The organism is Duganella rhizosphaerae (assembly GCF_040364205.1).
In the GTDB taxonomy this organism is placed as follows: domain Bacteria; phylum Pseudomonadota; class Gammaproteobacteria; order Burkholderiales; family Burkholderiaceae_D; genus Rugamonas; species Rugamonas rhizosphaerae.
Genome location: NZ_BPWK01000005.1, coordinates 273,733 through 285,605, shown reverse-complemented (window position 1 = coordinate 285,605; position 11,873 = coordinate 273,733). Strand labels below are relative to the sequence as shown.

The window sequence follows — 11,873 nt, the reverse complement described above, 5'->3', positions numbered from 1 at the left end:
CGTGCCTCGGTGGCGGTTCTGCGTAGTATCGGACTGTTGCGATACTTGAGGAGCGGCCGCTTGGCCGGACAAGGCGATGAGGGCGGTGACGATCGGCTTCGCCACAGGGGCGGCGTGGCTGCAAACGCAGGCGGCGTTGCCGTCCGCGTCGGCTGGCTTGGTGGCGGGCCTTTTGATGGCGGCGTGGCTGCTGTCGCGGCACACCCGCTTGGGGCGGTGGATGTGGCGTCTTGGCGCGCGGTGGGACAACGCGCTGCGTTGTGGGGCATCGCTGCTGGCCGGCGGTGCGATTGGATTTTTCTGGGCCGCGTGGATGGCTCACCGCGTGTTGGCGCCGCAGTTGGCGGCAGCCGACGAAGGCCGCGACTTCACACTGGTCGGCACCATCGACAATTTGCCATACCGCTTCGATCAGGGCGTGCGTTTCAATTTCGCGGTCGAGCGTGTGCTGGGCCGGCCGCAGGACACCGTTCCGCCGCATATCTCGCTGGCATGGTATGCCGGATTTCGCGATCAGGTCAATGAAATCGGCGACGTGCAGCCGGGCGAGCGCTGGCAACTGACAGTGCGCCTGCAACGGCCGCACGGCAACGCCAATCCATATGGCTTCGACTACGAAGCGTGGCTGCTGGAACAAGGCCTGCGCGCGACCGGCTATGTGCGACCTGCACCGGACAACCGGCGACTCGACAGTTTCGTTTTCAGCGCCGGCGACGTGATCGAGCACTCGCGCGCGTTACTGCGGGCGCGCATACTGGCCGCGCTGCCAGGCAAGCCGTATGCTGGCGTGATCGTCGCGCTGGTGGTGGGTGACCAGCGCGGCATCGATCAATCGGACTGGAATGTCTTCAACCGGACCGGCATCGGCCACCTCATCTCCATTTCGGGCTTGCACATCACGATGGTGGCGGGGCTGTTCGCGCTGGCCGCCTTCAATCTGTGGCGCCACTCCTTCTTCACACGCGCGCAGTTGCCTTTGCTGCTGCCCGCGCAAAAAGTGGCGGCGCTGATCGGCGCGACGGTCGCGCTGTTCTATGTCCTGCTGGCCGGATTCGGCGTGCCCGCGCAGCGCACCTTGTACATGCTGATGGTAGTTGCCGCCGCGCTGTGGATGAACCGGATTGCAAGCGTGTCGCATGTGCTGTGCTGCGCACTGGGCGTGGTGGTGCTGATCGATCCCTGGGCGGTGTTGTGGCCGGGCTTCTGGCTGTCGTTTGGCGCCGTCGCCACCATTCTGTATGCGACCGTCGGTCGCACCACACGGCGGCCTGCGCCGCACAACAAAGATGTGCCTCGCCCTTCGCGCCGTGAGCAGCTATGGCAGGCCTTGCGCATCGGCGCCCACACGCAGTACGCGGTCACCTTTGGCCTGGTGCCGCTCACGATGCTGTTGTTCGCCCAGGTGTCGGTGGTTAGTCCGCTGGCGAACGCGGTGGCGATCCCTTTGATCAGCCTTGTGGTCACGCCGCTCGCGCTGGTCGGCAGCATGCTGCCAGCGTGGCTGGCGGCGCCGGTGCTGGGCCTTGCGCATCTGCTGGTGGAATGGCTGGCTGCTTGCCTGCAATGGTTCAGCGGCTTGCGCTACGCCGTATGGAATGCGCCGACGCCGCCGTTCTGGTTGTTCTGCTGGGCCATGGGCGGCACCATCTGGTTGCTCGCTCCGCGCGGCTGGCCGGTGCGCTGGCTAGGCCTGGCGAGCTGGATACCACTGCTCGCCGCCGAGCCATCGCATCCAGCGCCAGGCCGCATGACCGTCACCGCCTTCGACGTCGGGCAGGGCATGGCGCTGTTGATCGAGACCAGCGGGCACCGCCTGCTGTATGACACGGGCCCCGCGTACTCGCCCACCTCCAATGCCGGCAACCGCGTCATCCTGCCTTATCTGAAGGCGCGCGGCATCGCCGCCCTGGATGGCATGATCGTCACCCACAGCGACGCCGACCACTCCGGCGGCGCCTTATCCGTGCTGGATGGAGTGCAGGTGGATTGGGTGCTGTCCTCGCTGTCGCCCATGCATCCGATCGCCAGGGCAGCGCGGCAGCACCTGCATTGCGCGGCGGGCCAGCGCTGGGACTGGGACGGCGTGCGCTTCGAGCTGCTGCATCCGCCGGCGGCCAGCTACGCCGACGCCATGCTCAAACCCAATGCGCGCGGCTGCACGCTGAAGATCACGGCCGGCGGCCGGTCGATGCTGCTGGCCGCCGACATCGAAGCCGCGCAGGAGGCCGCGCTGGTGCAACGCGACGGCGCCGGTTTGCGAGCCGACGTGCTGCTGGCGCCGCACCACGGCAGCGGCACCTCGTCCACCCCAGCTTTCCTGCTGGCGGTTCACCCGCAGACCGCGCTGTTCCTGGTCGGTTATAGAAATCGCTACCACCATCCCAAGCCGGAAGTCTACGAGCGTTATGGTCAATTACACATCGAACGCCTGCGCACCGACCAGGCGGGCGCGCTGATACTGGATTTTGGCGATGCCGTCGCGATCAGCTCCTGGCGCCAGACCAACGCGCGCTACTGGTACGATCGCTAAATTAGAGCCTTTCCCCCAAGCCCGCCGGGGTAACTGCCATTACAATGGCCCGAAAACAATCACACGGAGACCGCTTGTGAACAAGCCCAAGCTGCATTTTGCCCACGCCAACAGTTATCCGGCGGGCGTGTACCGCCAGTACTTCGAGCTGCTGGCCGACGATTTCGATATCCAGGCGCTCGACATGCACGGCCACAGCGCGCGCTACCCGGTCAGCGACGGCTGGCCGGAGCTGGTCGACGAATACATCAACGAACTCACCAAGCGTTACGACGAGCCGGTGATCCTGGTCGGCCATTCACTGGGCGGCATGCTCAGCCTGATGGTGGCGCACGCCCGGCCGGACCTGGTGCGCTGCGTCGTCATGCTCGATGCGCCGGTGGTGGCCGGATGGCGTGCGCTGTTCTGGCGCCTGATCAAAATGAGCGGCAACGCCAACCGCGTGCCGCCGGCAAAATTCTCCATCCGCCGCCGCAACGTGTGGCCGGACGCGCGGGCCGCCTACCAGCACTTCGCCGGCAAGGACCTGTTCGCGGCGTGGGCGCCGGGCGTGCTGGCCGATTACATGGAAAGCGGACTCAAGCCGCATCCGGAAGGCGTGCAGCTGCGCTTTACCCGCGAAGTGGAAACCGCGATCTACGCCAGCCTGCCGCACCATCTGCCCAAACTGGTGCGGGGGCGCTTCCCGGCGCCGATCGGCTTCATCGGCGGCACCGACTCCTGGGAAACCAGCCAGTCCGGCCTCGGCCACACCCAGGCGCTGGTGGGCAAGCATTTCCGCATTGTGCCGGGCGGACATTTGTTCCCGATGGAGTCGCCGGCGCTGGCGGCGCAGGCGACCCGCGAGATGATCGCCGGGCTGTTGGGTGAATCTGGTAAAAAAGTTCTTAAAAAGCAGGCTTTCGCGTAAAATCTTGGGCATTCGGCGCTGTTGCGCCGCCCCTGAACTTTAGGAATGCCTCGCGATGACGATTAAAAGTGATAAATGGATACGCCGTATGGCGGAGCAGCATGGGATGATCGAGCCGTTCTTCCCGGACCAGGTACGCCAGGAAGACGGCCGCAAGGTCATCTCCTACGGCACGTCTTCCTACGGTTACGACATCCGTTGCGCCGATGAATTCAAGGTCTTCACCAACATCAACAGCACCATCGTCGATCCGAAGAACTTCGATTCGAACTCCTTCGTCGATATCAAGAGCGATGTCTGCATCATCCCGCCGAACTCGTTCGCGCTGGCCCGCACCATGGAATACTTCCGCATTCCACGCAGCGTGTTGACGGTTTGCCTGGGCAAATCGACCTATGCGCGTTGCGGCATCATCGTCAACGTGACGCCGTTCGAGCCGGAATGGGAAGGTTATGTGACGCTGGAGTTCTCCAACACCACGCCGCTGCCGGCCAAGATCTATGCGCACGAAGGCTGCGCGCAGGTGCTGTTCTTCGAGAGCGACGAAGTGTGCGACGTGTCGTACAAGGACCGCAACGGCAAGTACCAGGGCCAGCACGGCGTAACGTTGCCTAAGGCCTAAGAACTGGTTCAGGCTTTCACAGGCAGTATCATTTCCACGCACAGGCCGCCACCGGCGCGGTTGCTGGCCTTGATGCTGCCACCGTAGGCTTCGATCACGTGCTGGGCGATCGCCAGGCCGAGGCCGTGGCCTTCGGTGCTGGCGCTGCTGGAGCGGAAGAAGGGCTGGAAGATGGTGTCGAGCTCGGCCGGCGCCACGCCCGGCCCGCGATCGAGCACGCGGATGCTCAGGCTGCGGGCGTCGGGCAGGGCGCGGGTTTGCAGCTGCACCACGCCGCCCTCGGGACTGTGCTTGATGGCGTTGCGCACCACGTTCTCGATGGCGCGGCCCAGCAGGTCGGCCTGGCCGGCGACCAGCACGTCGGCTTCGCCTTCCTGCACCACGCTGCGCTGCTGGCTGGATGCTTCGTAGTTGGCGTCGTCGGCGATTTGCTCCAGCAGTTCGGCCATGCTGATTTCTTCCTGGCTGGCCTTGATGGCGCCTGCTTCCAGGCGCGCCAGCGTCAGTAATTCCCCCACCAGCTTGTCCATGCGCACGCTCTCGCGTTCAATGCGCTCCAGCGAGGCCGCCAGCTTTTCCGGCTGCTGGTGCGCCAGGCCGATCGCCGCCTGCAAGCGCGCCAGCGGCGAACGCAGTTCGTGCGAGACGTCGTGCAGCAAGCGGGTCTGGCCGTCGATCAGGCTGCGCAGGCGCGCCGTCATGCGGTCGAAGTCTCGGCCGAGGTCGTTCAGTTCGGAGTTGCGTTTGCCTTTGCCGGTCGCGCCGAAACGCGGCGCCAGGTCGCCGCCGGCGGCGGCGTCGAAGGCCAGCCGCAGGGCGCGGATCGGCCGTGAAAAATACCAGGCCAGCAGCATTGAGAACAACAGGCTGGCCAGCGTGGCGGCGGCGACCGGCACCCACAGGGTCAGCGGCTGGAAGCGCGGGCCGCGCATGTCGCCAGGGCCGCCCGGACCGCCGTAGCCGCGGTCGTTGCCCGGCGGGGCGTCGGGAGCGGCGCCGGCGTGGCTGGGATCGAAGCCGGGGCCGGAATCTGGGCCCGGACCTGGGCCCGGAGCTTGGCCGGCGCCGTCGGGCCGGCCGCCGCGTGGAGTCGGTCCCCCTTGCAGCGCCATCTGGGTGCTGCCCAGGCCCGCCATCAGCGGGCGGTCGAGGCCGAGGCCGTGCGATGGTATAAACAATATATATCGTTTCCCTTCCAGGTCGGCGACCTGGCGCACCACGCGGCGCTTGCCTTCCTGCTTGAGCAAGGCGCGCGATTCGCGCAGCATGGATGCATTGACGGTGCGCTCCAACAGCTCATGGCCCTGTTCGTCGACCGCGAACACCTTGTGCCGTTCCATCCCCTCCAGCAGACGCCGCAGCGCCTTGACGCCGCCGAATTCCAGCGTGGCGGCGGCCGAGCCGATCGCCATTTCTGCCGGCGGGCTGGTGTCCAGGTCGTTGGCCTGGCTGGCTTGCTGATCGCGGTTCTTGAGCCAGACGGCGCCGCCGATGCCAACCGTGGCGGTCAGCTGGGCCAGCAAGATGCAGACGAAAAACTTCCAGAACAAACGGCCCACGGGCTACTCCTTGATCAGCTGATAGCCCAGGCGGTACACGGTTTGCAGGCAGGAGCGGCCGTCGGCGATGGTGCCGAGCTTGTGGCGCAAGCTGCTCAGGTGGACGTCGATATTGCGGTCGAAGCGCGCCAGCGGCCGGCCCAGGCCCTGCTCGGACAAGGCGTTCTTGCTGACCGGACGGCCTGCGTTGCGTGCCAGCACTTCGAGCAGGTTGAATTCGGTGCTGGTCAGTTCCAGCTTGTCGCCGGCCCAGGCCGCGCGCCGTTGTTCCGGCCACATGGTCAGCTGGCCGACGGTCAGCGCGGCCGGCGTGCCGTTGTCGAGCGGCGCGCTCTGCGCCCGGCGCAGGATGGCGCGGATGCGGGCGGTCAGCTCGCGCGGGGTGCAAGGCTTGGCCACGTAATCGTCGGCGCCCAGCTCCAGGCCGACGATGCGGTCGGTGTCGTCGCCGCGTCCGGTCAGCATCAGGATCGGCAACTGGCTGTTGGTGCGGATGCGGCGCAGCGTCTCCAGGCCGTTCATGCGCGGCATCATCACATCCAGGATGGCGATCGAATACAGGCCGGTGAAGGCCTCGGCGGTGCCGGCTTCGCCGTCGTGCACCATTTTAACGTCGAAGCCTTCCTGTTCCAGGTATTCCTTGAACATGCCCACCAGTTCGATGTCGTCGTCTATCAGCAGTACTTTGCTCTTCATGCCGCATGCTTCTTTCTATGTCAATGGGCCGATCATAACAGCCCCGCAGGTGCATCCGGCGGTCTTTTACCCCGATTTACAACGCCTTGCTCAATGCCAATTACGTGTCAAAACGGCCATCTTTACATCGATTTACCCGGGGCTTACGGCGCTTTACACGGGGCGGCCAGAGAATGGCTGCTCCCTACCAACCAAGGATTGTTTGCATGAAAACTCCAAAAAACGGCTTACACAATATCTTGCTGGCTGCCGCCATGGCGCTGCCGCTGTTCGCCGCAGGCGGCGCCGCCCGTGCCGATGACCTGGGCGACGACGGCGTCCGTCCACCGATGATGAGGCAGGGCGCCGAGCACGACGGCCCTGAGCATGGCGCCGGCAACCGCGGTCCCGTACCGGGCTTCCACCACGGCCGTCCGCCGTTTGTCCACGGTATCGAACTGAGCGAGGCACAGGAAGACCAGGTGTTCGCCATTCTGCATGCGCAGGAACCGTATCTGCGCGACCAGGGCAAGGCCGCCGCCAAGGCCCACGAGGCGTTGCGCGCGCTGGGCAGCGCCGACCGGTACGACGACGCCAAGGCCGCAGCGCTGGCCAGGGATGGCGCGACGGCGATGGCCAACATCGCCTTGCAGCATGTGCGTACCCAACAGAAGCTGCTGGCCGTGCTGACCGCGGAGCAGCGCAAGAAGCAGGCCGAAGGCGAAGCCCGCCGCATGCCGAGTCCCTGATGTCCCTGAACCATTGAACGGAGAATCTTATGTCGATTAGCGCCCTGAGTTCCAGCAACACCAGCCAGCTTAGCTTCCTGAGCCGTTTGAGCAGTGCCAGCGCCAGCAGCGGCGCCGAGGCCACGCGCGGCGCACCGCCGCCACGTCCGCCCGATGGCGGCGGCTTCGTCTCGGCCATCGCCGACGCGTTGAAATCGATCGGCATCACCGACGCCAGCGATACCAACAGCACCAGCAGCACCGGCAGCTCGACTTCCAGCAACAGTGCCGACGGCGCCGACACCACGGACAGCAGCGGCACCGTGGCCGATGCGCTGGGCAGCTTCCTGCAAAGCCTGATGGGCGCGCTGCACGCGCAGCACACCAGCAGCAGCGAGGCGCCGGCGTATGGCGACGCGCAGCAGGGAGGCGGCCCCGGCGGCCCGGGCAAGCTGGAGTCGGATCTGCAAAGCCTGCTCTCCAAACTGGACTCGGGCGGCACCGACAGCACGGACGACAGCGACGCTGTCAGCCAGCTGGAAAGCAGCTTCGCCAACCTGCTCGACAAGCTGGGCGGCGGCGCCAGCGCCGGCGCCGACAGCACCGCCAGCACCGACGCCAACACCAAGCTGGCGGCATTCCTGCAGGCGTTGTCGACCAAGGCGGGCGGCAACGGGACCAGCGGCAACCTGGTCAACACCACGGTATAAACAAGGAGAAAAAATGCAATCCCACGACGACACCCACGAACATAGCCTGGCGGCCGACCTGAGCGCCATGCTGAACCTGGTCAGCGACCGTCGCCAGAGCTTGCGCTGGCTGCTGGCTGGCGCCTCGGCGCTGCCGGTCCTTGGTTGCGGCGGAGGCGGCTCATCGGCCAGCGACACCAGCAGCGCGACTACTACCAGCACGGCCACCACCACCACCACGACAACTACAACGCCAACCGGCTCGTGCGCGGTGATCCCCGAGGAAACCGGCGGCCCGTATCCGGGCGACGGCACCAACAGCAACAACAGCGGCGTGGTCAATGTGCTGACCCAGTCGGGCGTGGTGCGCAGCGACATCCGCAGCAGCTTCAACGGCCCGACCGGCGTCGCGGCCGGCGTGCCGCTGACCATCAAGCTGCAGATCGTCAACGCCAACGGCAGTTGCGCGGCGCTGTCCGGCTACGCGGTCTACCTGTGGCACTGCGACCGCGACGGCAACTACTCGTTGTACTCGAACGGGGTCACCGACCAGAACTACCTGCGCGGGGTGCAGGCCAGCGACAGCAACGGCAACCTGACGTTCCAGACCATCTTCCCGGGCTGCTACTCGGGCCGCATGCCACACGTACACTTCGAGGTCTATCCGACGCTGGCCAAGAGCAGCAGCGCGGCCAACCGCGTCAAGACCTCGCAGTTCACTTTCCCGATGGCGACGCTCAACGAGGTCTACGCCGCCAGCGGCTACAGCGCCAGCGTGCGCAACCTGGCGCAGATCAGCTACGCCAGCGACATGGTCTTCAGCGACGGCTATTCCCTGCAAATGGCCGCCGTCACCGGCAACGCCACCGACGGCTACGTGGTGACGTTGACGGTGGGAGTGAGCGCCTGATTGAATGACGCCTGGGCCGCCGGAGCAGACTGGAGACGCTTGCCGTTAATTAATCGTTGTCAACAATGCATCCGCATGCTAATCTGCGTTGCGTTGTTTTCAAAATGACAATATACGGTATTCTTTTGATACTCTCTTGAAGCCAAGGACCGGTCCATGAAATCACTTTCCCGCGTAGTCGCAAGTCTTTCCCTCATGCTGGCGGCCAGCTGCGCCAGCGCCTATGAATCGCATCTGGATACCAATGCTCTTACCTACGATTCCAGTGCACCTTATGCAACTCTCGAGTACGACAATCCAGGGGCGACCCAGATAACAACGGGATTTGGCGGGTATAACACGGCGGATACCGGCGCCGTCTTTTTCGCAGGGGGGCGAACGGGAAGCAGTCTCTATCAGCAGGATATCCAGATTGCAGCGAAGGCGGGCTACACCGTAACAGGCTACTCGCTGTCGACCTTCTTCCAGTCCGAGGTTGTTAACAACTATCCGGTGATCATTCCCGACCCCTCGCTTCACGTCAATACCGCAGGCGTCGCCTCTGCCGACTTCACGCTGACCATGACCGCAAAATCGATCGACGGCTCCACGATTTACGACAGGTCTTCGCTGGAGCAGTCAAATTTGAATGGGGAATCGGGGAATTGGGTGACGTTGAATAGCCCGGTCATGTCTCTGCAGAACCCGTTCTTGCTGCATCTGGATCAAAACCTGATGGTGACAGCTATCGCAGGACTGCGCGAGCGGTGGATTAGCGGCGAAGGGTACGATTACGTTGACGACCAGTTCTTTGCTGCGCATGCCTTTGGCATCGCCGTGTTGTTGGAGCTGACGGTCTATACGGCGCCGCTGGCGGCCCCGGTCCCGGAACCGGAACAATATGCCATGCTGCTGCTGGGATGTGCGCTGGTGGGCGCCGTTGCGCTGCGAAATAAACGGCGCCGGTCGTAGCCTTCCACGTTCCAAGCTGTTACAGCACCTTGGCCACCCAGACGATCAGCGCGGCCGAGGGCACCAGCAGCATTTGCGCCAGCAAGGTGCCGGCCAGGCGGCTGCCGACCAGCCATACGACGGCGCGGCGGAACTGTGTATCGCTGACGCGGCCCTCGACCACGTCGTCGGTCATGCCCGACATATGGGGATCGATGAACACCGCCATCATCACGGTGGCGCCGCCGTTGATGATGGACGACAGCGTGCTCGACGTGACCCGCACCTCGGGATCGAGCACGCCGGCATACAGCGAGGCGAACACGCCGACGGTCCACAGCGCCACCGCGCCGACGTTGAGCAAGGTCACCGACATCGACACGCTGCCGCTGTCGCGCAGCCCGCGCACATTGTCGGGCGACGGCATGGCCGCCACGTCCTTCACGTAGGACAGCCCACCTTTGAAGAAGCCGTGCAGCAGCAGCTTGGGCACCGAGCGGTGCACCTGGAAATGCTCGACCGCGCGGCAGAACACGCGCTGGAAGGTCGGGATCAGGATGGCCCCGGCCAGCGTCGCCAGCGTGGCCGCCAGCAGCAGCCAGCGCAGGTCGGACAGCACATGGTCGGCCGCCAGCGGCTGGGCCAGGCTCAGTTCGATGCGCTTGGCCAGGAAGGGGCCGAGGAAGGAATTCGAGGTGCGCGACACCAGCACCAGGATGCTGAACAAGGCCAGCGATACGGCGATGCGCCGGGTGCGCACCCCGGCTATCCTCACCGAGTAGGCGAGGGTGCCGATGATGTGGATCACAAACGTCAGAAAACAGATGAAGACCAGTTGCTTGTCCATGGGGCGCGCGGGCGGGTGTTACAGATCCGGCATCATCCCATAAAGCCGAGGTTGCGGGTGCTGAAGTTGCCGATATTCGGGAACACATCGGCGATCTGCGTGGCCGACAGGCCGAACCAGCTGGCCAGCGTGGCGCCGTACTGGTCGACCGAGGTGGTCGGCAGCAGCGCGCCGGAGCCGACGTCGAGGTCGTGGCCCAGGCCGGTGTCCGGCATGTGGCCGTAGATGTTCTTGCCCTTGACCGCGCCGCCCATGATGAAGTGGTGCGAGCCCCAGCCGTGATCGGTGCCGTCGCCGTTGCTGGTGAAGGTGCGGCCGAAGTCCGAGGCGGTGAACAGCGTCACCTGCTTGCGCATGTCGGCGCCTTGCAGCCCCGCCATGACGCCGTCGAAGTAGGCCATGGCGTGCGCCACCTTGGCCAGCAGGTCGGCTTGATTGCGCGCCTGCAGATCATGGCTGTCGAAGCCGCTCAGGCTGACATAGAACACCTGGCGCTTGAGCCCCAATGCGTTGCGGGCGCCAATGACGCGGGCCACTGTCTGCAGCTGCACTGCGAGCGGATTCACACTGGTCGCCCCGGTGTTCGGATTGATGTAAGGGGGGGGATTGGCGACCCCAGTTGCGCCGGCGCCCAACATGGCGCTCGCCAAGGCGGCATGGGAATCGATCGCGCGTGCCGTGACAGCGGCATATTCCTTTTGGAAGGGATCGTTGTAGTCGCCGGCCACGATCTGGCGCAAGGGGTTGGCGGAGGCGGGGGCACCGAACATGCTGCCGGAGAGTTTATTGATCGGTGCGGCGCCGGCGCCGCTTAGCTGATAGTAGCGCACCGAACGGCCACTCAAGAATGTCGCGTTGCCGGCGGTCGAGATGCAGGTGAAGGAGGCATTGCCGTTACTCGCGGCCAGCAAGTCGCCGAGCCGGCCGCCCCAGCCGGGGCCGCCAGCTTGCTCGGTCTGTGACGATTGCCACATTGCTTGCTGGTCGTTGTGCGAGAAAAGACGCGATGGCAGGACCGCGGCGCCAGCCTTGTACTGTGCCAGGGTCACCGGCTCGATCAGGGTGCCAACGTTGGCCAGCACGGCGACGCGGCCGGCGTCAAACAGCTCTTTCAGCGGCTGCATCGATGGGTGGAGCGCAAATGTGCGTCCCGCTTGCGGTGAATTTGGTACGACGGGTAGGACGCCGCCTGTGGCACCTACGGCTGGCAAGGCGATGGAGCCGCCGTCGGCGGTGGTGCGGATGCGTCGATAAGTGTTCCAGGAGGTGCTGTCGGTGGCCAGCACAGTGTTGAAATGGTCATTGCCGCCGTTGAGGAAAAGACATACGATGGCTTTGTAGTCGGTGGCGTCGGCGGCGGCGGCGTTGCCCATGGCTGCAAGGTTGAGGGTGAACGGTAGGCTGCTGCCACCGGCCAGTGCTAGCATTTTTCCGAGAAACTGGCGGCGTGTAGGTGAGTCGAAGTGCATGATT

The 11,873-nt window shown here is 64.9% G+C and carries 11 protein-coding genes; 7 read left to right on the top strand and 4 right to left on the bottom strand.

What is annotated here, in order from left to right; all coding sequences use genetic code 11:
- The first annotated feature begins 76 nt into the window (after positions 1-76).
- From RUGAMON1_RS13625 to dcd, 3 genes are all read left to right on the top strand, one after another.
- Complete coding sequence (locus RUGAMON1_RS13625; protein ID WP_445231015.1) at positions 77-2,530, top strand: DNA internalization-related competence protein ComEC/Rec2; 2,454 nt, start codon at positions 77-79, stop codon at positions 2,528-2,530.
- A 76-nt stretch (positions 2,531-2,606) separates the two neighbouring features.
- Positions 2,607-3,440 carry an alpha/beta hydrolase gene (locus RUGAMON1_RS13620; protein ID WP_445231014.1) on the top strand — a complete coding sequence of 278 codons (834 nt, stop codon included), beginning with the start codon at positions 2,607-2,609 and terminating at the stop codon, positions 3,438-3,440.
- Positions 3,441-3,495: 55 nt separating this feature from the next.
- Positions 3,496-4,062 carry a dCTP deaminase gene (gene dcd, locus RUGAMON1_RS13615; RefSeq protein ID WP_026334698.1) on the top strand — a complete coding sequence of 189 codons (567 nt, stop codon included), beginning with the start codon at positions 3,496-3,498 and terminating at the stop codon, positions 4,060-4,062.
- 8 nt (positions 4,063-4,070) lie between these two features.
- Here the strand turns inward: dcd and RUGAMON1_RS13610 are convergent, their stop codons facing one another.
- Both RUGAMON1_RS13610 and RUGAMON1_RS13605 read right to left on the bottom strand, forming a co-directional pair.
- Positions 4,071-5,621: a HAMP domain-containing sensor histidine kinase gene (locus tag RUGAMON1_RS13610; RefSeq protein WP_445231013.1), complete on the bottom strand. Its 1,551-nt coding sequence runs from the start codon at positions 5,619-5,621 to the stop codon at positions 4,071-4,073.
- 3 nt (positions 5,622-5,624) lie between these two features.
- The gene (locus tag RUGAMON1_RS13605) at positions 5,625-6,317 is read right to left on the bottom strand and encodes a response regulator transcription factor (protein WP_116990876.1); all 693 of its coding nucleotides are present in this window, start codon (positions 6,315-6,317) and stop codon (positions 5,625-5,627) included.
- A gap of 206 nt (positions 6,318-6,523) precedes the next feature.
- Here RUGAMON1_RS13605 and RUGAMON1_RS13600 point away from each other — a divergent pair, with 206 nt between their 5' ends.
- From RUGAMON1_RS13600 to RUGAMON1_RS13585, 4 genes are all read left to right on the top strand, one after another.
- Entirely contained in the window at positions 6,524-7,045 is a 522-nt protein-coding gene (locus RUGAMON1_RS13600) for a Spy/CpxP family protein refolding chaperone (RefSeq protein ID WP_445231012.1), read from the top strand.
- A 29-nt stretch (positions 7,046-7,074) separates the two neighbouring features.
- Entirely contained in the window at positions 7,075-7,734 is a 660-nt protein-coding gene (locus RUGAMON1_RS13595) for a hypothetical protein (RefSeq protein WP_445231011.1), read from the top strand.
- Positions 7,735-7,747: 13 nt separating this feature from the next.
- Positions 7,748-8,623 carry a dioxygenase family protein gene (locus RUGAMON1_RS13590; RefSeq protein ID WP_445231010.1) on the top strand — a complete coding sequence of 292 codons (876 nt, stop codon included), beginning with the start codon at positions 7,748-7,750 and terminating at the stop codon, positions 8,621-8,623.
- 156 nt (positions 8,624-8,779) lie between these two features.
- The gene (locus tag RUGAMON1_RS13585; protein WP_445231009.1) at positions 8,780-9,574 is read left to right on the top strand and encodes a PEP-CTERM sorting domain-containing protein; all 795 of its coding nucleotides are present in this window, start codon (positions 8,780-8,782) and stop codon (positions 9,572-9,574) included.
- Between the two features lie 19 nt (positions 9,575-9,593).
- Here RUGAMON1_RS13585 and RUGAMON1_RS13580 read toward each other — a convergent pair whose 3' ends face one another.
- Both RUGAMON1_RS13580 and RUGAMON1_RS13575 read right to left on the bottom strand, forming a co-directional pair.
- Positions 9,594-10,400, bottom strand: a complete 807-nt coding sequence (locus tag RUGAMON1_RS13580; protein ID WP_445231008.1) for a lipid II flippase Amj family protein — start codon at positions 10,398-10,400, stop codon at positions 9,594-9,596.
- Positions 10,401-10,432: 32 nt separating this feature from the next.
- Positions 10,433-11,869 (bottom strand): DUF1501 domain-containing protein, encoded by a 1,437-nt coding sequence (locus RUGAMON1_RS13575; protein ID WP_445231007.1) that lies wholly within the window; start codon positions 11,867-11,869, stop codon positions 10,433-10,435.
- Positions 11,870-11,873: the final 4 nt, after the last annotated feature.

What these genes read in the sequence shown, in the direction of transcription:
- RUGAMON1_RS13625 (WP_445231015.1), top strand. Translation starts at nt 77, where the DNA reads ATGAGGGCGGTGACGATCGGCTTCGCCACAGGGGCGGCGTGGCTGCAA.
- dcd (WP_026334698.1), top strand. Translation starts at nt 3,496, where the DNA reads ATGACGATTAAAAGTGATAAATGGATACGCCGTATGGCGGAGCAGCAT.
- RUGAMON1_RS13605 (WP_116990876.1), bottom strand. Translation starts at nt 6,317, where the DNA reads ATGAAGAGCAAAGTACTGCTGATAGACGACGACATCGAACTGGTGGGC.
- RUGAMON1_RS13600 (WP_445231012.1), top strand. Translation starts at nt 6,524, where the DNA reads ATGAAAACTCCAAAAAACGGCTTACACAATATCTTGCTGGCTGCCGCC.
- RUGAMON1_RS13595 (WP_445231011.1), top strand. Translation starts at nt 7,075, where the DNA reads ATGTCGATTAGCGCCCTGAGTTCCAGCAACACCAGCCAGCTTAGCTTC.
- RUGAMON1_RS13590 (WP_445231010.1), top strand. Translation starts at nt 7,748, where the DNA reads ATGCAATCCCACGACGACACCCACGAACATAGCCTGGCGGCCGACCTG.
- RUGAMON1_RS13585 (WP_445231009.1), top strand. Translation starts at nt 8,780, where the DNA reads ATGAAATCACTTTCCCGCGTAGTCGCAAGTCTTTCCCTCATGCTGGCG.
- RUGAMON1_RS13580 (WP_445231008.1), bottom strand. Translation starts at nt 10,400, where the DNA reads ATGGACAAGCAACTGGTCTTCATCTGTTTTCTGACGTTTGTGATCCAC.
- RUGAMON1_RS13575 (WP_445231007.1), bottom strand. Translation starts at nt 11,869, where the DNA reads ATGCACTTCGACTCACCTACACGCCGCCAGTTTCTCGGAAAAATGCTA.